This window comes from Actinacidiphila glaucinigra (assembly GCF_035918135.1).
GTDB lineage: Bacteria > Actinomycetota > Actinomycetes > Streptomycetales > Streptomycetaceae > Actinacidiphila > Actinacidiphila glaucinigra.
On sequence record NZ_CP109144.1, the window covers coordinates 1,149,722 to 1,170,060 of the forward strand.

Consider the following 20,339-nt stretch of genomic DNA (forward strand, 5'->3'; position numbering starts at 1 on the left):
CCGCCGCCGTCGGGCGCCGTCGGCCGCGGGCACCGGTCTCACTGCATCCGGGGAAGCGACTCCAGCGGCTTGAAGTCGGCGTGCTGCGCGGTGGCGACCAGCGCCTGCACCATCACGGACTCGGGATCCCGGCGGAAGGCGACCAGCCCTATCTCGGCGGCCCGGGCGGACGCCACCATCGGGACGGCCCGCACCCCGGGCGGCACCCCGAGGGCATGGATCCACGCCAGGGGGGCGATCGCGGCCCACCGCCCGGGCACGACGTGCGCGATCAGCGAGGCGAACGAGTCGGTCTCCACCCTCGCCACCGGTTCGGCCCCGGCCGCGGCGAACAGGGCGTCCATGGTGCGCCGTCCCCGCATGGTCGGTGTGAGCAGGCACAGCGGCAGGGCCGCCGCCTCCGCCCAGGACACCGTGGCGCCGCCGACCGGGGCCCACGAGGCGTCGGTGAGCAGCGCGTACTTCTCCCGGTACAGCGGCACGGTACGAAAGGCGGCGCGCACCTCGTCGTCCAGATAGGTGACGGCGGCGTCGAGGGTGAAGTCCCTGAGCATCGTGAGGATGTCGCTCGACGTCAGGTCGTTGACGATGTGCGCGGTGAGCAGCGGGTGCCGCGTGCACAGCGGGTCGACCAGGCGCGGCACGGCGGTGGCGGCGCTGGGCACGACGCCGATGCGGATACGGCCGCTCAGTCCGGTGCGCATGGCGGCGACCTCGCCCTCCATGGCGTCCCGGTCGGCCAGGATCTGCCGCGCCCACACCACGACGCGCTCGCCCTCGGCGGTGAGGCCGTCGAACCGCCGGCCCCGCTGGATCAGCGGGACCCGCATCTCCTCCTCCAGCTTGCGGATGCCCTCGGACAGTGAGGGCTGGGACACCCCGCATCTCTGCGCGGCGCGGGCGAAGTGCCCCTCCTGTGCCAGGGCCACCAGGTATTGGAGCTGCCGGAAGAGCACGGCTGAGCACCTCTCAGGATTCCGCCGGCCGGGATACGCGTCGGGCTTGTTGCCGGTTCCGAGCTGTATACCAAGTCGCTCCCGGCGGGCCGACGGCGCCCGACCCCGCGAAGTGCCCGGAGCGCTCCTGTTCCCAGTGAACCGGTCAGTGCCGTGCGGGGCGAGTCGTGGATGCGGTCCGCGCGCGGAACGGGTGCCACCCGGACGGCCGGCGCGAGCACGCACCCCTGCGGCGGTGGGCGCACTCGGGCAGAGCGCGCCCACGTCCCGCGTATCAGGCGACGGGTTGACCCGCGCGCAACCGCTCGGCGCGGGTGTACACGTTCGCCGAGCGGCCGCGCAGGAAGCCCACCAGGGTCATCCCCGTCTCGTCGGCCAGGTCCACGGCGAGCGAGGACGGCGCGGACACCGCGGCCAGCACCGGGATGCCCGCCATGGCCGCCTTCTGCACGAGTTCGAAGGACGCCCGCCCGCTGACCATGAGCACGGTGCCCCGCAGCGGCAGCAGCCCCTCCTGCAGCGCGTGGCCGACCACCTTGTCGACGGCGTTGTGGCGGCCCACGTCCTCACGCAGGCACAGCATCTCGCCGTCCGTCGTGAACAGCCCGGCCGCGTGCAGCCCGCCCGTGCTGTCGAAGACCCGCTGCGCCGCGCGCAGGCGGTCGGGGAGGGTGAAGAGCACCTCGGAGTCGATCTCCGCGTCGTCGTCCGCCACGCTCCAGTGCTGCGTGGTCCGCACCGCGTCCAGGCTCGCCTTGCCGCACAGACCGCAGGAGGAGGTGGTGTAGAAGTTGCGCTCCAGGGAGAGGTCCGGGAGCCGCACACCAGGTGCCAGGACGACGTCGACGATGTTGTAGGTGTTGCCGTCGTCGGCCGTGGCTCCGGCGCAGTAGCGGATGCCCAGCACCTCGTCCGGACCGTGGACGACCCCTTCGCTGACGAGGAAGCCCACCGCGAGGTCGAAGTCGCTGCCCGGGGTGCGCATGGTGATCGTCAGCGCGCGGCCGCCGACGCGGATCTCCATCGGTTCCTCGGCGGCCAGCGTGTCCGAGCGGTGCCCGGGCACCCCGTCCCTGATCCGCAGCACCCGCCGCCGCGCGGTCACCCGGCCCATGCCGCCGCCTCCAGTCGTACGACGACGGCCTTGGAGGTGGGGCAGTTGCTGACGTCCGCGACGCTGTCCAGCGGGACCAGGACGTTGGTCTCCGGGTAGTAGGCGGCGGCCGACCCCCGGGAGGTGGGGTAGGGCACCAGGCGGAAGGACTCGGCCCGGCGCTCGCTGCCGTCGGTCCAGACGCTCACCAGGTCCACCATCTGCATCTCGGTGAGCCCCAGGGCCTCGATGTCCTCGGGGTTGACCATGACGATCCGGCGGCCGCCCCGGATGCCCCGGTAGCGGTCGTCCATGGCGTACGGGATGGTGTTCCACTGGTCGTGCGACCGCAGGGACTGCAGGATGAGGTGGCCCTTGGGCGCCCGCGGCATCTCGAAGTCGTTGCGGGTGAAGACGGCCTTGCCGCTGGGCGTCCGGAAGGTCATCGTGTTCACCGGGTTCGGCAGCTGGAATCCGCCCGGTTCTGCGACGCGCCGGTTGAAGTCCTCGAACCCCGGCACGACCCGGGAGATCCGGTCCCGGACGGTGCCGTAGTCGGCCTCGAACTCCTCCCAGCCGATCTCCGGGGTCCCGCCGAGGGTGGCCCGGGCCAGCCGGCTGATGATCGCCACCTCGCTCAGCAGGTCGGGGGAGGCGGGGGCCAGCTTGCCGCGGGAGGCGTGCACCATGCTCATGGAGTCCTCGACGGTGACGAACTGCTCGCCGCCCGCCTGCACGTCCCGGTCGCTGCGGCCCAGGGTGGGCAGGATCAGCGCCGTGTCACCGCACACGGTGTGCGAGCGGTTGAGCTTGGTGGAGATGTGCGCCGTCAGCCGGCAGCGGCGCATCGCCTGCTCGGTGACATCGCTGTCGGGGGTGGCCCGGATGAAGTTCCCCGCCACCCCGAGGAAGAACTTCGCCTCGCCGTCGCGCATGGCACGGATGGCGTTGACGGAGTCGTGGCCGTGCTTGGCGGGGGGTGTGAAGCCGAACTCCCGTCCCAGGGAGTCGAGGAAGCCCTGCGGCATCTTCTCCCAGATGCCCATGGTGCGATCGCCCTGGACGTTGCTGTGGCCGCGCACCGGGCACGCCCCCGCGCCGGGCCTGCCCAGGTTGCCCCGCAGCATCAGGAAGTTGACGATCTCGCGGATGGTCGGCACACCGTGCTTCTGCTGCGTGACGCCCATGGCCCAGCAGACGATGACGCTCTTGGCGGCCAGGACGCGTTCGTGGACCTGCACTATCTCCTCGCGCGTCAGACCGGTGGCCGTCAGCACGTCGTCCCACGACGTCTTGCGCGCCTGCTCGGCGAACTCCTGGAAGCCCGTGCTGTGCTCGCGGATGAAGTCGTGGTCCAGGACCGTACCGGGAGCGGCGTCCTCGGCCTCCAGGAGCAGCAGGTTCAGGGCCTGGAAGAGGGCGAGGTCGCCGCCCGCGCGGATGTGGAGGAACTGGTCGGCGATGACCGTGCCGCGCCCGACGACGCCGCGCGCCTTCTGCGGGTGCTTGAACCGCATCAGCCCGGCCTCGGGCAGGGTGTTGACGGCGACGACGCTTCCGCCGCCCCGCTTGGTCTCCTCCAGTGCGGACAGCATGCGCGGGTGGTTGGTGCCGGGGTTCTGGCCGACGACGAAGATCAGGTCGGCCTCGTGGATGTCGTCCAGGCTGACGGTGCCCTTGCCGACGCCGAGGGTCTCGTTCATCGCGGCGCCGCTGGACTCGTGGCACATGTTGCTGCAGTCCGGCAGGTTGTTGGTGCCGTAGGCGCGGGCGAAGAGCTGGAGGAGGAAGGCGGCCTCGTTACCCACCCGTCCGGAGGTGTAGAACAGCGCTTCGTCCGGGGAGTCCAGGGCCCGCAGCTCCTCGGCCATCAGGGCGATGGCGTCGTCCCAGGAGATGGGCTCGTAGTGCTCCGCACCCGGCCGCTTGACCATCGGTTCGGTCAGCCTGCCCTGCTGGTTGAGCCAGTAGTCGGACTTGCGGCCCAGTTCGTCGACGGTGTGCTGCTCGAAGAACTCGCGCCGTACGCGGTGCGACGTCGCCTCGTCGTTGATGTGCTTGGCGCCGTTCTCGCAGTACTCGTTCATGTGCCGCTTGCCCGGCGCCGCCTCCGGCCAGGCGCAGCCGGGGCAGTCGATGCCCTTGGCCTGGTTGATGTTCAGCAGGGTCAGCATGGTCCGGCGGGGCGAGGTCTGGCTCAGCGAGTACTGCAGTGCGTGCGTGACTGCGGGGAGACCGGTCGCCCAGGTCTTGGGCGAGGTGATCTCCAGGTGCTCGTCCGTTGGGTCCTCCAGAGCGCTCATGCCTGCCCTGCCTTCCCGGCCTCCGACTCCGCGGAAACCGCCGCGAATACCGATTCGCAGAAAAGCTAGACCCGCTTCACCGGCCCGTCAAAGAGGCCGTTCCTGTTGCTTGATAGGCGGCGCCGATGAAGGAACCCGGGGGCGAACCCCCTGCTCGGCGCGGCACCGTTCACATACGGGGAACGCGGCGAAAGGCGCGTGCAAAAACAAATGGCCTCACCATCCGGAAATTTTCCCGGGGCCGTTCGTTCCACTGCAACGAGAATTCAGTACCGGCACCGCGCCGTGGACTCCGCGCGTCCACAGCCCTTGGACGTCTAGACGGCGATCGTCTGCTCGGTCCAGATGGTCTTGCCGCGCTCCCGGTAGCGGGTGCCCCAGCGCTCCGCGAACTGGGAGACCAGCAGCAGGCCGCGGCCGCCCTCGTCGGTGGTGCGGGCGTGCCGCAGGAAGGGGGCGGCGCTGCTGGTGTCGGAGACCTCGCAGGTCAGCGCTCGGTCGCGGATGAGCCGCAGCTGGATGGGCGGTGCCGCGTACCGGATGGCGTTGGTGACGAGCTCGCTGACGATCAGCTCGGTGGCGAAGCACTCCTCCTGCAGGGCCCACGCGGAGAGCTGACGCGTCGCCAGCGTACGGGCGGTGGCCACCGCGGCGGGGTCGCAGGGCAGGTCCCACGTCACGACGCAGTCGGAGCCGAGGGGACGGGGGCAGGCCACCAGCACGGAGGCGTCGCGGTCCGGGTCCGCGGGGACCAGGGCCTCGGTGAGCAGCAGGCTCAAGTCCTGCAGGGAGTCGCAGGGTGTGGCCAGCAGCCTTTCGAACTCCGCCTGCCCGGTCCCCTCAGGCCGGCTCTGCAGGAGCCCGGGGGTGCGGAGCACCAGCATGCACCCCTCCGGCAGTTCCAGGGTGGTCATCCCGAACGACGGTCCGGGGCTGCCGAGGGGCTCGCCCTCGGGGGCCTGCGGGGTCCGCACGGTGTGGTCGGGGTGGACGACGCTCGGCGGCGGGTGGCCCGCCGAGGCCATGGTGCTCAGCCGGGTCACGGGGTCGTAGACGAGGTAGAGGCAGGTGGCGCCCACCGGGGAACCGGAGCCCGGGCCCGCGTGCTCCTCGGCGAGGTTGCGCACCAGCTCGTCCAGGCGGGCGAGGACCTCGTCCGGCGCCTGGTCCAGGTTGGCCAGGGTGTGCACGGCCGCCCGCAGCCGGCCCATGGTGGCCGCGGTGCGCATGCCGCGGCCGGGGGTGCTGCCGCTGACGAGGGCGACCCGCGCGCCGGGCAGCGGGATGACCTCCGTCCAGTCCCCGCCGGCGCCGGAGCGCACCAGGTGATGGGCCCACTCCACTGCGCTGGGCGCGGGCAGCCGCTGGGGCAGCATGCCGCGCTGCAGCGCGAGGACGGCGTTGCGCTCGCGCACGTAGCGATGGGCGTTGTCCAGCGCCATGGCGCCGCGACCGGCGAGGTCGACGGCGAGCGAGAGGTCGTCGTCACCGAAGGGCCCCAGGTCCTGGTCCCACCGGTGGAAGGTGACGAGGCCCAGCACGCAGTCGCGGACCAGCAGCGGCACCACCATCAGGGAGTGCACCCGCTCCTCCAGCATCCTGCCGCCCCGCACGGGGTCGTCCCGGATCCACGCCCCGTCCTCGGCGAGCCGGGGAACCAGGCGCGGCTCGTGGTCGGCGAGCACCTGCAGGGCGGGCGTGCGCGCCAGGTGCGTGCCGACCGCACCCGTGGTGTACGGGCCGGTCCGGCCGCAGCGGGCGGAGGTCGCGGCGCGCCGCAGCCCGGTGTCGTCCTCGACGGGGCCCACCGCCATGTCCTCGCCGCCGAGGAGGGGGGCCAGCAGGTCCACGCTCACGCAGTCGGCGAGCCCGGGTACGGCCACTTCGGCCAGTTCCTGCGCCGTACGGACCGGGTCCAGCGTGGTGCCGATCCGCCGGCCGGCCTCGGCCATCATGGCCAGGCGCTGTTCGGCGAGGTGGCGCTCGGTGACGTCGACCAAGGCGTCGGCCACGCCGAGGATGCGGCCGTCCTCCGCCTCGAGCCGGAAGGCGGACGCCGAGTAGACGTGTTCCCGGGCGGTGTCGCCGGGCGGACGGCCGCGCTTCTCGAACGAGATCGCGGCCTCGCCGGTCCTGAGCACCCGGCCCATCACCTGCTCGGCGAGCTCCGCGCTGAAGTCGGGCCACACCTCGGTCGGCCGCCGCCCCAGGGCGAGCCGCGACCGATGGTCGTGCATACCCTCCGCCGCCGCGTTGAAGCGCATCAGCCTGAGCTGCGGGTCCAGCACGAACAGGCCGATAGGAGAGCGCGTGAACAGGGCCTCCAGGAGGGCGCCTTCGATGTCCGGGGTGAGTCCCGCCGCCCCGGTGAGCAGGTCGACGGTCAGGCGCAGGCCCGTCCCGTCGTCGCGTACGGTCCGCAGGGCCGGCCGGCAGGCCACCGTGGTGCCGTCGCGGTGCCGCAGGAGGACGTACCCGGACCCCGTGCCGCTGCCATCGGCGGGACCGGTGCCGGGATCCGGGGCGAGCAGCTCCGTCACCGGCCGGCCGAGCACGTCGCCCGCGGCATGGCCGAGGAGCCGCTCCGCCCCCGGGCTCCACACGACGACGGTGCCGTGGGCGTCGATCACCAACCGCGCCGCGGTGCGTCCGGCCGGCTCCTCGTCCTCTTCGCCGTGTCCTCGCGATGCCCCAGTGCCCATGACCGTCCCATCACGTTCCGGTCCTCCGGTTCCCAGTCTTGCGCAGGCGCGCGAGGTCACCACTCGGGGCGGCCTCAGCCGTGCAGGAAGGACCTCACCTCGGTGAGGGAAGGGACCTCGGCGGGGGTGAAGCGCCGGATCTCGCCCCGGAACGAACGCACGTCCAGCCGGCTCGCGGGTTCCGCACCCGGCAGCGCCGCCATGAGGGCCTCGAGATCGGCCGTGCCGAACACCTTGAACGTCCGTGTCCCCCGGTAATGGGAGGGCCGGACGTCGAAGCGGAGGTCCACGACCGGCTGCGGCGGCCGGGCCCAGTCGGCGTAGGGCAGCGAGCCGTGCCCGTGGATCCGCGCGTCGACCAGGACCTCGGGATCCGCGTCACCGATCTCGCAGTCGAAGACCGGGAAGGCCGCGGCGACGCGGTCGGCGACGGCGGGGTACGCGACGCAGCCCTGTCCGAGCGCCGGTGCGCAGAACAGCGCGTGGGTGAACGCCCCGACCGGCTCCGGCAGCGGCACCTTGTGGTGCGAGCTCCCGTCGAAGGCCAGGTCGCGACGGGTGGACACGAAGCCCAGGAAGGCGGACACCGCCGCCGCGTCGCTCCGGTCTGCCCGTACGGCGAAGCGGACGGCGCTGCGTCCGTCGTCGCGCAGGACCACGTACTCGTGGAATCCCCCCGGCCGGCCGGGCGCGATCACATGGCGGTACACCTCCTCGAAGCCCTCGACCGGCAGGTACTCCGAGGCCGGGGCGTGCGGCCGGGTGCCCGCCCGGAGCACGTCGAGGACCTTCGCCTCCGGGTCGGGTCCGGTCCCGTCGTGCGGCGGGTCGACCTCCGTGAAGCCCTTGCGCAGCCACTCCCCGGCCTTGCGCGCGGCATGGCGCCGGGCGTGCTCCTCGTCGTTCAGCGTCGAGGTGCTCCCCTTGCCCCTCCCGCCGACGGGTCCCCAGCGCAGGAAGCAGCGGATCCCCTCCTGGCGGATCTCCCGGTACTCCGGCCTTGCCGCTCCCGGGGACTCGAACCGCCGCCACGTCGTCATCGGTCCTCCAGCGTCCGCGGCGCCGCCGTGCGCTCCGCGCCGCCTCACAGCGGCCATGCTAGAGCGCCGCGTCGGGCGTGCCCGCGGCGATCCGGTACAGCACGTTGGGGCGCAGCGGCCCCGCGGGGGCGGTGGGGTCGTCGAAGTCGCCCGCGGGGTCGCGGGTCATGCCGATGCGGCCCATGACGGCCTGGGAACGGAGGTTCCCGGCGGTGGTCACCGCGAGGATCTCGGGAAGCCCGAGGGTGCCGAAGCCGAAGGCCAGGACGGCCCGGGCGGCCTCGGTGGCGTAGCCCTTGCCCCAGGCCCCACGGGCCAGGCGCCAGCCGATCTCCACTCCCGTGAAGGGCAGGCCGTCGTCCACCCGGTCCAGGCCCGCGAAGCCGGCGAACTCCCCGCTCGTCCGGACCTCGACCGCCCACCAGCCGTAGCCGCGCTCCTCGAACTCGGCCAGGAACCGGGCCACGGAGGCATCGCTCTGCTCCCTGGTCAGCGGCTCCCCCAGGTGCTCGCGCACCTCGGGGTCGGCGTTCATCGCCGCCCAGGGCGCGAGGTCGCGGTCGTGCCAGCGGCGGAGGAGCAGGCGTTCGGTGCGCAGTTCGATCACGCCGCCAAGCCAACGGGAACCACGGCCCGCGGGCAAGAGATTTTAGAGCTGAGTTGCTTTTCAGAACTCAGGAGACCTAGATTGGAGATGGAAACCCAGCACAACGGAATGAGCGCCCCATGGACATCAAGAACTCCGTCGCCGTCGTGACCGGAGCCGGCCGCGGCCTCGGCCGCCACCTGGCCACCCAACTGCTCGACCGGGGCGCCGCCAAGGTCTACGCGGGCGTCCGCAACCCCGACACCCTCGACCTGCCGGGCGTGGAGCCGCTCCGGCTGGACATCACCGACCCCGAGTCGATCGCGGTCGCGGCCAGGACCGCCTCCGACGCCACCCTCGTGATCAACAACGCGGGTGTCAGCACCCACGTGGGACTCACCGACGGGAACATGGCCGACATCCGTCTGGAGATGGAGACCCACTTCTTCGGCACCCTGGGCGTCACGCGGGCCTTCGCGCCCCTGATCGCGGCGAACGGCGGCGGCGCCGTCCTCAACGTCCTGTCGATCCTTTCCTGGGTCCACCGCCCTGGATACGGCGGCTACAGCTCGGCCAAGGCCGCGGAGTGGGCGATGACCAACGTCATCCGGCAGGAGCTCGCCGCGTCCGGCGTCGACGTCACCGCGCTCCACGTCGGCTACATGAACACCGAGATGGCCGACTACGTCGCCCCCGCCGACAAGGTGGACCCCGCCTGGGTGGCGGGCCTGGCCCTGGACGGCATCGAGGAGCGGGCGCTGGAGGTCGTCGTCGACGACCGGAGCCGCGCCGTGCGGGCCGCCCTGTCCGGCGGGCTCGAACTGCTCTACCCCGGCCTGCCCGCCCCGCAGGCCCTCTGACCGGGGACGGACGCGGGTCACCCGCCGGCCACCGCCTCAGAAGCGCTGACTTGGCAATACCGATCCAGAGGTGGATTGAGCCCATAGCCGGCGCCAAGCGCACCGGCAGGGAAGAGACCGTCCGCTCGATCGCCCGGACCCTCGAGTCGTCGGCGACAAGTGGACGCTCCTGATCCTGCGCGAGGCGGCGCCGCGGAAGGGGACGCGCTTCGCGGACTTCCGCCGGGAGCTCGGCATCGCCCCCGATCTGCTGACCGGCGGCCTGGGCTCGCTCGTGGACGAGGGAATCATGGAGAGGCGGCCGTACCGGGAGCCGGGCAGCCGCACCCGGTGTGCCTACCACCTGACCCCGGCGGGCGAGGAACTGCGGCTGGTCCTCGCGGCGCTCCAGCAGTGGGCGACGCGCGGGGCCCGGGCCACCTGCGCAGCCTCGGGGGCCGGGGGCCGCCCGGTCAGCGTCGCCTTCGTCGACGACGCCGGCACCGTACTCCCGGTGACGGACGTGGAGTTCGCCCCCTCGCGGGGCATCGCGCGCCGACCTCGGCCCTCCGCACGCGGCGGGTCGTTCACGGCAGCCCGGGCGCGATCCGGGCCAGCGCGTCCGCGCGGATCCGGCTCATGGGGTTGCTGCTCACCCGGTAGCGCCCGTTGGGCACGTGTGCCGACCGCACGATGCGCACGGTGACCGGGCCCGCCCACTCGTAGCCGCGCCGGTCGGCGTGCCGCAGCAGGGAATCCGTCAGCGCCTCCCCCACGCGGGAACGGTGCGGAACCAGTTCCCGGTGCGGGGTGTCGGCGAGTTCGACCGTGTACACGTTCGGCACCACCACACGGGTCGGACTGCACACCACCGCCCGTCCGTCACACTCGCGGCGCAGGGCGTCCAGCAGTTCCACCGGCTCCCGCCGGCGCACCCTCCCCACCAGCGCCCGTTCCCAGTGCTCGATCACCCGTTCCCATCGCGTCAGCGTTCCCATGACGATGCGCCTGCCCGGGGCGCGGGCAGTGATGCCGGTGCGGCCACCCCATCAGCCGTACCGGGTCGATTCCCGGCCACCGGACCCGGCGCCCCCGTGGCTGCCGGGACCATCGGCCGATCAGGGCATCGTCACCCGCGTGCCGTGCGCTCTGGAGTGGCGAGGTGTCACATCCGTCCATAGCGTCTGTTTCCGGCTGATGCTGATCACATATCACGGGAAGCAGGTGCACACACATGAAGCTCTGTCGGTCCCGCAGGGCCGTCGTCGCGGCGGCCGCCACGGCGACCATCGTGGGGGGCGCGGTCGCGTGCGGCGGCGAGTCGCAGCCCACGGCCTCGCAGCCCGCGGCCTCACAGTCCGCGGACGCGCAGAAGAAGATCTCCGTCCGCGCGGGGGAATCCATCCAGTCGGCGGTGGACCGTGCCGAGCCCGGCCAGGTCATCGACATCGCGGCCGGCACGTACCACGAGAGCGTCCAGATCAGCACGCCGCGGCTGACGCTGCGCGGAGCGGGCACGGGCACCGTCATCTCCCCGAGCGCGAAGGGCGACGAGAACGCCTGCGCCAAGGCGGGCGAGGGCATCTGCGTCAGCGGTACGGCGCAGAAGAAGCCCTCCGACGTGACGCTGGAGTCGCTGACCGTCGCCGGGTTCAAGAAGGCCGGCATCCACGCGACCGGGGCCGACGGACTGCAGGTCGTCCGCGTCACGGCGCGGGACAACAAGGTGCAGGGCATCCTCGTGGAGAAGTCGGTCCGCACCGTCTTCCGCGACAACACCGCCCGCAACAACGCCGATTCCGGCATCTTCCTCGCCAACTCCATGGACACCGAGGGCGGTGCCCTCGACACCAAGGGCGCCGTCATCGAGGGCAACAAGCTGTCGGAGAACCGGATCGGCGTCGGTCTGCGCCGCGTCCGGGGCGTCAAGGTCGAGAACAACCAGATCACCGGCAACTGCGGCGGCGTCTTCGTCGTCGGCGACGAGGGCGTCCCGCGCGGCGGCGCGCTGACCGTCAGCCACAACACGGTGACCGGGAACAACAAGTACTGCGCGCCCAGCGCCCGCCTGCCGTTCATCCAGGGCACGGGCATCCTGCTCACGGGCGTCGAGAAGACCGTCGTGACCAACAACGACGTGCGCGACAACAGCGGCAAGTCCCCCATGTCCGGGGGCATCGTGCTGTTCGGCAGCGTCGTGGGGACGTCCAACTCCGAGAACACCATTCGCGACAACGTCGCTCGCGGCAACAAGCCGGCCGACCTCGCCAACCGCGATCTCAAGGGCAAGGGCAACACGTTCGTCAACAACACGATGGAGACCACCGAACCCAAGCAGCTGCCCAACAGCTCGCCCAGCGTCGCGCCGAGCACCGCGCCCAGCGTCGCCCCCAGCAGCTGACGTCCTAGAGACCCGACAGACGACGGAAGACCGCCCGGGCCCACATCGGCGGGTCCGGCGGCGGTCCCGGCGGCGCGGGGACCGCCGCCGCCCGGGGCGTCACCCGGGTGACCTGGTCGTCGGAGGCACTCCCCCGCGAAGCCGCCTCGTCCGGCCCGGCCGCGGCCGCGGCCGCCCGCAGGGCGCCCACGAACTCCAGGCAGGAATCGAAACGGTCCTCGGGCACCTTCGCGAGCGCCTTTGCCATCGCGTCGTCCATGCCCGGCGGGATGTCCGGCCGCCGCTCGGTCAGGGGTGGCGGCTGGTCGTACTGGTGCGCCCACAGCAGTGCCATGTCCTCCTCACGCTCGAAGGGCAGGCCCCCGGTCAGGCTCTCGTAGACGACGCAGGCCAGGCTGTACAGATCACAGCGGCCGTCCACCGGGCGCCCCGATATCTGCTCCGGCGCCACGTAGTCCAGGGTGCCGACGAACTCGCCGACGGTGGTGAATCCGGTCAGCGACAGCGATTTCTTCGTCAGCCCGAAATCCGTGAGGTAGACGTACTCGGGGTGGTCGCTGTCGGTGCCCTTGGCGACGAGCACGTTCCCCGGTTTCACGTCGCGGTGCACCAGGTCGTGCTCGTGCGCCGCGTCCAGCGCCGAGGCCACCTGCGTGGCGATGCGCAGGGCGGTGGGGACGGGGAGCGGACCGTCCCGGTCGAACAGCGCCCGCAGGTCGAGGCCCGACACGTAACGCATCGCGATGTAGAGGACACCGTCGGTCTCCCCGGCCTCGAAGATCGGCACGATGTGGGGGTGGTCGATGGCGGCCGCCACCCGCGACTCGTGCGTGAAACGGCGGCGGAAGGTGTCGTTGCGGGCCAGCTCGGGTGCGAGCAGCTTCAGCGCCACCATGCGGTCGAGCCGCAGGTCCCGGGCGCAGTACACCACGGCCATTCCGCCGCGGCCGATCTCCCGCTCCACGCGGTACCCGGCGATCTGGGCCCCGATGAGCCCGGAGGACCGCCCGGCGTACACGCTCACGTCATGCGGAATCGAATTCATCGCGTACCACCGCCACGCGGCCGGACACCGGAGAACCTTCCCCGTCCCTTTCCTGAAGTGTATCGACCGGGCCGCGGCAATTCGCGGCCACGCGTTTCCCCGGCGGCCTGAGGTACAGTTCCTGGGTCCTGTCGTCTCCGATAGAGGTGGACGTTGCTCATCTGAGGTCCGCGATCATCGCGCGCACGGCCCCGCCGTACGCCGGTCACGCCGCAGCCGGTCTTCCCGGCGCCCGTGACCCCGCGCGCTTGCGACCTCGGTGCACGAGCCGTCCCCGTCCCCCGGAGGACCGCACCCTTTCCCGTCCCGGCACGGTCGCCACGTGGTGCTCGCACACGAAGCCCGCCATCCCTGCGCCCGCGACTGCGAGGACCATCATGTCCACCCCCACCACGACCGGCCCGTCCCTGGGCTGCTCCGCCCTGTCCTTCCGGTGGCCGGACGGCACACCCGTGGTCGACGGGCTCTCCCTGACCATCGGGCGCGGCCGCACCGGGCTCGTCGGCGCCAACGGCACCGGAAAGTCCACCCTGTTGAAGCTGCTGGCCGGCCGGCTGCGCCCCACCCGGGGGTCGGTGAGCGTCGGCGGCAGCCTCGCCTACCTGCCCCAGGACGTCACCCTCGACACCGGACTCCGCGTCGACCAGGCCCTCGGCATCGCGGAGCGGCGCGCCGCCCTGCGGGCCATCGAGACGGGGGACGTCGGCGAGGAGCACTTCGAGACCGTCGGCGACGACTGGGACGTCGAGGAACGCGCCCTGGCGACCCTGGGTTCCCTCGGGCTCGGCGGTATCGAACTGGACCGCACCGTCGGCCGGATGTCCGGCGGCGAGACCGTGCTGCTGCGCCTGGCCGCACTGCTGCTGCGCCGACCCGGCGTCCTCCTGCTCGACGAACCCACCAACAACCTCGACCTCTTCGCACGCCGCCGGCTCCACGAGACCGTCGGTTCCTGGCGTTCCGGCGTCCTGGTCGTGGTCAGCCACGACCGCGAGCTGCTGGAGCGCGTGGACCGCGTCGCCGAACTGCGCGCGGGCTCCGTCACCTGGTACGGCGGAGGGTGGTCGGACTACGAGGAGGCCGTGGCCGCCCAGCAGGAGACGGCCGGGCGCGCGCTGCGTGCCGCCGAGGCCGACGTGCGCCGCCAGCGGCGCGAGCTGGAGGAGGCACGGATCGCGGCGGACCGCCGCCGCCGGCACAGCCGGAAGATGGACGCCCAGCGGCGCGCCCCGCGCATCGTCGCCGGTGAGCGCAAGCGCTCCGCACAGGAGTCCGCCGACCGGCTCCGCGGTGTGCAGGAGGACCGGCTCGCCCAGGCGCACGAACGCCGTGAGGCTGCCGCGGACGCGCTCCGCGACGACGCGGAGATCCGGGTCGACCTGCCGCACACCGCGGTCCCGGCCGGCCGCACCGTGCTGACCCTGCGGGAACTGCGGCCGCGCTTCGGTTCGCTGCGGGCGGGCGACCTCCGACTCCGGGGGCCGGAACGTGTGGCGCTGGTCGGCCGCAACGGGGCAGGCAAGACGACGCTGCTGCGCACGCTCACCGGGGAGCTCGCCCCGCTGTCCGGAGAGGCGAGGACGCACGTGCCGCTGCGGTTCCTGCCGCAGCGCCTCGACGTCCTGGACGAGGAGCTGAGCGTGGCCGCCAACGTCGCCCGCGGGGCCCCCGGGGTCTCCGAGAACGAGATCCGCGCGCAGCTGGCGCGGTTCCTGTTCCGGGGGGCCCGCGCCGAACAGCCCGCGGGCACCCTCTCCGGCGGGGAACGCTTCCGCGCCGCCCTGGCGGCCTCGATGCTCGCCACGCCTGCCCCGCAACTGCTGATCCTGGACGAGCCCACCAACAACCTCGACATGGACAGCGTCCGTCAGCTGACGACCGCCCTCACGTCCTTCCGGGGCGCACTCGTCATCGCCGGCCACGACCTGCCGTTCCTGGAGTCCGTCGGGATCACGCGCTGGCTGCTCGTGGGCGAGGAACTCCACGAGACCACCGCCGAGGAGGTGCGCGGCCTGTTGGAGGACGCCGGGGAGGGCTGACCGTGGGACCGCCCCGCCCGTGCGGGGCGGTCCCACGCGCTGACGCCGTCAGCGCTCCGCGTCCGCCGTCCTCGGCGCCGGTACGGCCGGGGAACGGCGGCGCAGAAGGGTGGGGTTGACGGCGGACGGCGGCCTGCGCAGCCGGGTCGCCTGCTCGTAGTCGTACGCGTAGCCGAGGAGCAGCGGCTCGCTCCACGCCCGTCCGAGGAAGGTGATGTTGAACGGCCTGCGGTTGGCCGCCCGGTAGCCCGCGGGGACGGTGACCGAGGGGTAGCCCGCCTTGGCGCCGATGGAGGAGCTGCCGCTGTTCACGAACAGCAGGGCGGTGACGTCGTGTTCGGCCATGAGGGCGTCGATGCGGTCCTTGCTCTCCTCCAGGTCCCGGGCGCGGGCGGCCTTGTACTCGACGGTGTCCGCGCTGTCCGGCCCGAGGTCCCTGGCCTGCGCGGCGAGGGCGAGCGTCTGCCCGAACTTCAGGGCGAGGTCCGCGTGGGCCTCGTTGCGGGCGATCACGTCGGCGAGGGTGCGCACCGGTGCGCCCTCGGGCAGCCGCGCGAGGTATGCGTCGAGGTCGCGCTTGAACTCGTGGCTCAGCACCGGGGAGGCGACGTCGTACCGGCGGCGCGCCTCGATACGGACGTCGACGAGTTCGGCGCCGCGTCGCGCCAGTGCGTCCAGGGCCGCGTCCCACAGGACCCGTTCGTCCGTGCCGTCCTCGGGCGCCTGTTCCACGACGACGCCGATGCGCGCGCCGCGCAGGGCGTCGGGTGACAGGTCGGCGGTGAAGTCGTGGCCTTCGAGGGGGTTGCCGGCGGTGGCCGGGTCCTCGGGATCGGTGCCGGTGACGACGGTGAGCAGGGCGGCGGCGTCCGCGACGGTCCGCGTCATCGGGCCCGCGGTGTCCTGGCTGGAGGCGATGGGCACGATGCCCGTGCGGCTGACCAGTCCCAGGGTGGGCTTCACCCCGACCCCCGACGTGGCCGACGCCGGGCTGAGGATGGAGCCGTCGGTCTCGGTGCCGATGGTGACGGCGGCCAGTCCCGCCGCGGCGGCGACCCCCGAACCGGCGCTGGAGCCGCTCGGCGTCTCGCTCAGGTCGTACGGGTTGAGCACCTGGCCGGCCAGCGAGCTGTAACCGCTGGGCATGCCGACGGTGAGGTAGTTGGCGAACTCGGTGAGGTTCGCCTTGCCGAGGACCACCGCCCCCGCCTCTCGCAGCCGGGTCACCAGGGGCGCGTCCTGCGCGGGGTGGGAGTCGGCGAGCACCACCGAGCAGGCGGTGGTCGGCATGCCGAGGACGTCGATGTTGTCCTTCACGAGCACCGGTATGCCCAGCAGCGGGCCGCCGGGGTCGCCGTCGGCCCTGCGCGCGTCGGCCGCCGCGGCCTCGTCCAGGGCGGCGGGATTGACGCACCGCACCGCGTTCAGGGCCGGTCCGCCGACGTCCAGGTCCTCGATGCGCCGCAGGTAGGCGCGGGTGAGGGAGACGCTCGTGATGCGGCCCGAGGCCATCAGGGCGGACAGCTCCGCGACCGTCGCGACCTCCAGGTCGGCGGGGAACGCCTCGTGCCGAGCGGCGCCGGTGGCGTCGGTCCGGCTGCCTGTCGCAGCCGGTTCGGTGCCGGTGTTGACGTTGATGTCGCCCTCCAGGGTGAACGGTGCGCTGACGCGACCGGGGTCCGTACGCCCCGCTCGGCCGTCCCGCGGGGCGTCACCATCATCCTCGCCGTCCTCAAAGGAAGCGGCGGATGGGCGCGGTCGCCACCTCCTGGGCGCGCTCCAGTGCCGACCGGCCGCGCCAGCGGGTGCCGTCGACGGGGTCGCTGCGCAGCAGGTCCTCGTCGAAGTGGGCGTCGAGGACGGAGGTGAAGGAGTCGTCGAGCACCGCCAGCATGACCTCCTCGTCGTGGTCGAGGGAGCGGCGGTTGAAGTTGGTCGAGCCGATCAGGGTGGCCACGCCGTCCATGGTGATGACCTTGGCGTGCATCATCGTCGGCTGGTAGTGCCAGATCCGCACGCCACAGTCGAGGAGCCGCTGGTAGTAGCGCTGCCCGGCAAGCTGGCAGACGCGCTTGTCGGTGTGCGGACCCGGCAGCAGGATCTCGACCTCCACCCCGCGCGCCGCCGCGTGGCAGAGCAGGCCGACGAAGTACGGATCGGGCGCGAAGTACGCGGTGGCGAGCCGGATGCGCTGCTCGGCGGAGGCGATCACCACGCGGAGCAGGGTGCGCATGTCCTGCCAGCCGACGCTCGCCGAGCCGCGTACGACCTGGACGATCGCGCCTCCGCTCTGCTCGTGCTCGGCGAAGCGGTCGCGTTCGTCGAAGAGCCCGTCGCGCCGGCACTCGGCCCAGTTCTGGGCGAAGGCCGCGGCCAGCCCGTCCACGGCGGGGCCGGTGACCCGTACGTGGGTGTCCCGCCATTCCCCGGGGTGCCGGGCGTCGCCGCACCACTCCTCGGCGATGCCGACGCCGCCGGTGAAGGCCACCTCGGCGTCGACCACCAGGACCTTGCGGTGACAGCGGTGGTTCTGCTTCAACGGCGAGAGCCGCACCGGCTTGCGGAACCAGGCGACGTCCACGCCGGCCCGGTCCAGACCGTCGAGCAGTTCCTGCTCGATCAGCCGCCCCCCGAAGCCGTCCAGCAGCAGCCGCACCCGCACCCCCTCCGCCGCCTTGGCGGCCAGCGCGTGCGCGAAGTCGCGCGCGATCTGACCGCGCCAGTAGACGAAGGTGGTCATGTCGACGGTGTGCTTCGCCGCACGGATCGCGTCCAGCATCGCGGGGAAGATCTCGTCCCCGTTCCGCAGCGCCTGCAGGCAGTTGCCCTCGGTCGCGGCGATGCCGATCAGCCGTTCCAGGCGGCGGCGCAGCTCCTGCTTGCGGTCGGCGGCGGAGCGCTCCGGCCGGTCTCCGTCCGCGCGGTCGGTCTCCTCCAGCGAAGCGCCCATGCCGTCGTGCCCCCCCGGTTCCGGTGCCGCCGCGGCCCGTCCGGCCGCGGCGTCTGCGTGACGTACTCCAGCCGTATGCCCGGCCGGAGGCGGCTTATCCGGAGTGACTACGCGTTCCCGTGGGGCTCGCGGGACTCCTTCCTGCCGCGCAGCACCTTCGCGCGGCCGGCCAGCGGCACCGTCGCCGCGAGGAGCCCGGCCGCGAGCGCGGCAGCGCCCCAGGCGGGGGCGGGCCGCCAGCTCAGGCCGAGGACGTGGTCGAGCGACCACTCCCCCGGCCCGGTGAAGCCGAGGCACGCGGCGACCGCGCCATAGAGGAACGGCACCTCGCAGCCGCCCTTGAGCGCCCAGAAGCCGTTGGGCGCCGTCGCGGCGGCTGCCACCGTCATCGTGCCGACGACGACCGCGCAGCCGCCCGGCGTCAGCAGTCCGGCCGCGACCGATGCCGCTCCGGTCAGCTCGGCCACCCCGGCGACCAGCGCCATCCGCGGCCCGGGGACGACGCCGTAGCCCTCGAAGACGGCGCCGGTGCGGGCCAGGCCCGCCCCGCCGAACCAGCCGCGCAGTTTCTGCGTGGCGTGGCCGAAGAGCAGTGCGGCGAGCAGCAGTCGGAGCAGCAGCAGCCCCAGGTTCATCTCTCGGTTCTCCTTCGTGTCACCCGTGTCAACCGTGTCACCCGTGTCACCGTGTCACCCGATTCCCCCGGGTCACTGGCCGTGCGTCGAGGCGCTGCGGTAGTCGGTGTAGGTGTAGGGGTTGTCGAGCACCTTCGTCTCGGGGACGTCGGGGTTCATCCCCTTGCGCCACTCCTCCTCGCCCATGGCGGACCGCAGGTGGTCGACGGTCTGCTCGACCTCGCGCCGCACCGCGGCCAGGTCGACGCCGAGCAGGCGGTGCTCGTGCTTGACGACCCGTCCGTCGACGAGCACGGTGTGCACGTCGCCGCGCTGCGCCTGGAAGGCCACCTGCCCGTACGGGTTGAGCAGCGGGAAGGAGACCGGCGAGTGGTCGTTCTTCAGCAGGACGATGTCGGCCTTCTTGCCGGCCTCCAGGCTGCCCAGGTCCCGCTCGCGGCCGAGGGCCCGGGCTCCGCCGAGGGTGGCCCACTCCACCACCTGGTCGGCGCGCAGCGCGCAGTGGGTGACGGTCTCCCCCTGGGCGTGCGCCTCCAGGTGCGCGCGGGCGCGGTCGGCGCCGAGGGTGGTGCGCATGGCGGAGAAGAGGTCGCCGCTCCACCACACGCTGGTGTCCATCGACAGGGATACGGGGATGTCGTGCGAGCGGATGGCCCAGGTCGTCGGGTAGCCCTGGCCGGCGCTCTGCTCGCTCTCGGTCGACACGGAGACCGAGCCGCCGGTGGCCGCGATGCGGTGGTAGGAGTCGGCGCTGAGCGTCGAGGCGTGGACGTACACCGTCTCCGGGGTCATGAAGCCGTTCTCGTACATCAGGCGGATGCCGTCGTCGTTGGTGGCACCCCACACCCCGGCGTGGGTGGTGACGGCGACGCCCAGGTCGCGGGCCACCTCGAAGGCGGGCTTCTCGGGGAAGGCGGGGTCGCCCGTGACGTCGAAGGCGAGCTGGAAGCCGAGCATGTCGTCGCCGTCGACGCGGCGGCTGACGAAGTCGCGGAACTCCGGCGCTGCGGTCCATTCCGCGGGCGCCTGCTGGATGTTGCCGTAGGCCAGGACGAAGCGGCCGGGCACGGACCGCAGGGCGTCCACGGCGGCGTCGGCGTGGTCCACGGTCTGCAGGCCGTGGGACCAGTCGACGACGGTCGTGACGCCCGCGTCGAGGGCCTCCACGGCGGCGAGCCGGTTGCCGGCGTGCACGTCCTCGGGGCGGAACTTCCTGCCGTGCTCCAGGTAGTACCAGACGAAGTACTGCGTGAGGGTCCAGTCGGCGCCGTACCCGCGCATCGCGGTCTGCCACATGTGCCGGTGCGTGTCGATCATGCCCGGCATGACGACGCCGCCCGTGGCGTCGATCTCCGCCGTCCCGTCGGGAACGGCCAGTCGCGGACCGACCGCCGCGATCCGGTCGTCGACGACGAGCACGTCGGTGTCCGCGAAAACCTCGCGCTCACGGTTGACGGGCAGCACGGTCCCACCGCGCAGAACAATGGGCCGCCCCGGGCTGAATGCCTCGACCTTATCCATCATGAACTCCCTTGGCCGCTTGACGGACATGAGTACGCTATTCGGCCATCGGACCGAGCGCTAGCCTCAAGACGCAGTTCACGGATCACGCGTCCCCGAAGAGACGCGGACCCTGTCGCAAAACGAGACGCCGCAGCAACGACAGGCCTCTGACCGGCCACGGCGTTGGCGATCACCCTTGACGCCCCCGCGTTCCCGCAACAGAATCACGGGTACGGACGGCTGTCCG

At 72.5% G+C, this 20,339-nt stretch carries 16 protein-coding genes; 4 read left to right on the forward strand and 12 right to left on the reverse strand.

Going from position 1 to position 20,339, the window contains the following annotated elements:
• Nucleotides 1–38 precede the first annotated feature (38 nt).
• The 6 genes from OIE69_RS05020 to OIE69_RS05045 all read right to left on the reverse strand — a co-directional run bounded on the left by OIE69_RS05020 (nucleotide 39) and on the right by OIE69_RS05045 (nucleotide 8,701).
• A complete protein-coding gene (locus OIE69_RS05020; protein WP_326570711.1) occupies nucleotides 39–956 on the reverse strand; it encodes a LysR family transcriptional regulator in 918 nt (305 codons plus the stop codon).
• 274 nt (nucleotides 957–1,230) lie between these two features.
• On the reverse strand, nucleotides 1,231–2,070 hold the full coding sequence (fdhD, locus tag OIE69_RS05025) for a formate dehydrogenase accessory sulfurtransferase FdhD (protein WP_326570712.1): 840 nt from the start codon (nucleotides 2,068–2,070) through the stop codon (nucleotides 1,231–1,233).
• Nucleotides 2,058–4,352: an FdhF/YdeP family oxidoreductase gene (locus tag OIE69_RS05030; RefSeq protein WP_326570713.1), complete on the reverse strand. Its 2,295-nt coding sequence runs from the start codon at nucleotides 4,350–4,352 to the stop codon at nucleotides 2,058–2,060. Before OIE69_RS05030 ends, fdhD begins: the two co-directional genes overlap by 13 nt.
• A gap of 317 nt (nucleotides 4,353–4,669) precedes the next feature.
• Nucleotides 4,670–7,054 carry a SpoIIE family protein phosphatase gene (locus OIE69_RS05035; protein WP_326570714.1) on the reverse strand — a complete coding sequence of 795 codons (2,385 nt, stop codon included), beginning with the start codon at nucleotides 7,052–7,054 and terminating at the stop codon, nucleotides 4,670–4,672.
• Nucleotides 7,055–7,128: 74 nt separating this feature from the next.
• On the reverse strand, nucleotides 7,129–8,094 hold the full coding sequence (locus tag OIE69_RS05040; protein ID WP_326570715.1) for a WGR domain-containing protein: 966 nt from the start codon (nucleotides 8,092–8,094) through the stop codon (nucleotides 7,129–7,131).
• 58 nt (nucleotides 8,095–8,152) lie between these two features.
• Entirely contained in the window at nucleotides 8,153–8,701 is a 549-nt protein-coding gene (locus OIE69_RS05045) for a GNAT family N-acetyltransferase (RefSeq protein ID WP_326570716.1), read from the reverse strand.
• Between the two features lie 119 nt (nucleotides 8,702–8,820).
• Between OIE69_RS05045 and OIE69_RS05050 the strand changes: the two genes are divergently transcribed.
• Nucleotides 8,821–9,540 (forward strand): SDR family oxidoreductase, encoded by a 720-nt coding sequence (locus OIE69_RS05050; RefSeq protein WP_326570717.1) that lies wholly within the window; start codon nucleotides 8,821–8,823, stop codon nucleotides 9,538–9,540.
• Between the two features lie 175 nt (nucleotides 9,541–9,715).
• Nucleotides 9,716–10,225 carry a winged helix-turn-helix transcriptional regulator gene (locus OIE69_RS44730; protein ID WP_392567649.1) on the forward strand — a complete coding sequence of 170 codons (510 nt, stop codon included), beginning with the start codon at nucleotides 9,716–9,718 and terminating at the stop codon, nucleotides 10,223–10,225.
• On the opposite strand, the gene OIE69_RS05055 is transcribed toward OIE69_RS44730, so the two are convergent.
• On the reverse strand, nucleotides 10,107–10,517 hold the full coding sequence (locus OIE69_RS05055) for a DUF3662 domain-containing protein (RefSeq protein WP_326570718.1): 411 nt from the start codon (nucleotides 10,515–10,517) through the stop codon (nucleotides 10,107–10,109). The genes OIE69_RS44730 and OIE69_RS05055 overlap by 119 nt on opposite strands.
• Nucleotides 10,518–10,753: 236 nt before the next feature.
• On the opposite strand from OIE69_RS05055, the gene OIE69_RS05060 reads away from it, so the two are divergent.
• Nucleotides 10,754–11,920: a right-handed parallel beta-helix repeat-containing protein gene (locus OIE69_RS05060; protein WP_326570719.1), complete on the forward strand. Its 1,167-nt coding sequence runs from the start codon at nucleotides 10,754–10,756 to the stop codon at nucleotides 11,918–11,920.
• Nucleotides 11,921–11,924: 4 nt separating this feature from the next.
• Here the strand turns inward: OIE69_RS05060 and OIE69_RS05065 are convergent, their stop codons facing one another.
• Nucleotides 11,925–12,965 (reverse strand): serine/threonine-protein kinase, encoded by a 1,041-nt coding sequence (locus OIE69_RS05065; protein ID WP_326570720.1) that lies wholly within the window; start codon nucleotides 12,963–12,965, stop codon nucleotides 11,925–11,927.
• A gap of 377 nt (nucleotides 12,966–13,342) precedes the next feature.
• Between OIE69_RS05065 and OIE69_RS05070 the strand changes: the two genes are divergently transcribed.
• Nucleotides 13,343–15,004: an ABC-F family ATP-binding cassette domain-containing protein gene (locus OIE69_RS05070; protein WP_326570721.1), complete on the forward strand. Its 1,662-nt coding sequence runs from the start codon at nucleotides 13,343–13,345 to the stop codon at nucleotides 15,002–15,004.
• 48 nt (nucleotides 15,005–15,052) lie between these two features.
• Here the strand turns inward: OIE69_RS05070 and OIE69_RS05075 are convergent, their stop codons facing one another.
• The 4 genes from OIE69_RS05075 to OIE69_RS05090 form a co-directional block, all read right to left on the reverse strand.
• The gene (locus tag OIE69_RS05075) at nucleotides 15,053–16,516 is read right to left on the reverse strand and encodes an amidase family protein (RefSeq protein ID WP_326570722.1); all 1,464 of its coding nucleotides are present in this window, start codon (nucleotides 16,514–16,516) and stop codon (nucleotides 15,053–15,055) included.
• Between the two features lie 220 nt (nucleotides 16,517–16,736).
• Entirely contained in the window at nucleotides 16,737–17,954 is a 1,218-nt protein-coding gene (locus OIE69_RS05080; RefSeq protein ID WP_326570723.1) for a phospholipase D-like domain-containing protein, read from the reverse strand.
• A 107-nt stretch (nucleotides 17,955–18,061) separates the two neighbouring features.
• The gene (locus OIE69_RS05085) at nucleotides 18,062–18,589 is read right to left on the reverse strand and encodes a DoxX family protein (protein ID WP_326570724.1); all 528 of its coding nucleotides are present in this window, start codon (nucleotides 18,587–18,589) and stop codon (nucleotides 18,062–18,064) included.
• 72 nt (nucleotides 18,590–18,661) lie between these two features.
• A complete protein-coding gene (locus OIE69_RS05090; protein ID WP_326570725.1) occupies nucleotides 18,662–20,113 on the reverse strand; it encodes an amidohydrolase family protein in 1,452 nt (483 codons plus the stop codon).
• Nucleotides 20,114–20,339 lie beyond the last annotated feature (226 nt).

Coding starts and splice junctions, on each gene's coding strand:
- OIE69_RS05060 (WP_326570719.1), top strand. CDS start 10,754: ATGAAGCTCTGTCGGTCCCGCAGGGCCGTCGTCGCGGCGGCCGCCACG.
- OIE69_RS05085 (WP_326570724.1), bottom strand. CDS start 18,589: ATGAACCTGGGGCTGCTGCTGCTCCGACTGCTGCTCGCCGCACTGCTC.
- OIE69_RS05030 (WP_326570713.1), bottom strand. CDS start 4,352: ATGAGCGCTCTGGAGGACCCAACGGACGAGCACCTGGAGATCACCTCG.
- OIE69_RS05070 (WP_326570721.1), top strand. CDS start 13,343: ATGTCCACCCCCACCACGACCGGCCCGTCCCTGGGCTGCTCCGCCCTG.
- fdhD (WP_326570712.1), bottom strand. CDS start 2,070: ATGGGCCGGGTGACCGCGCGGCGGCGGGTGCTGCGGATCAGGGACGGG.
- OIE69_RS05050 (WP_326570717.1), top strand. CDS start 8,821: ATGGACATCAAGAACTCCGTCGCCGTCGTGACCGGAGCCGGCCGCGGC.
- OIE69_RS05090 (WP_326570725.1), bottom strand. CDS start 20,113: ATGATGGATAAGGTCGAGGCATTCAGCCCGGGGCGGCCCATTGTTCTG.
- OIE69_RS05040 (WP_326570715.1), bottom strand. CDS start 8,094: ATGACGACGTGGCGGCGGTTCGAGTCCCCGGGAGCGGCAAGGCCGGAG.
- OIE69_RS05075 (WP_326570722.1), bottom strand. CDS start 16,516: ATGGCCTCGGGCCGCATCACGAGCGTCTCCCTCACCCGCGCCTACCTG.
- OIE69_RS05055 (WP_326570718.1), bottom strand. CDS start 10,517: ATGGGAACGCTGACGCGATGGGAACGGGTGATCGAGCACTGGGAACGG.
- OIE69_RS05065 (WP_326570720.1), bottom strand. CDS start 12,965: ATGAATTCGATTCCGCATGACGTGAGCGTGTACGCCGGGCGGTCCTCC.
- OIE69_RS05035 (WP_326570714.1), bottom strand. CDS start 7,054: ATGGGCACTGGGGCATCGCGAGGACACGGCGAAGAGGACGAGGAGCCG.
- OIE69_RS05080 (WP_326570723.1), bottom strand. CDS start 17,954: ATGGGCGCTTCGCTGGAGGAGACCGACCGCGCGGACGGAGACCGGCCG.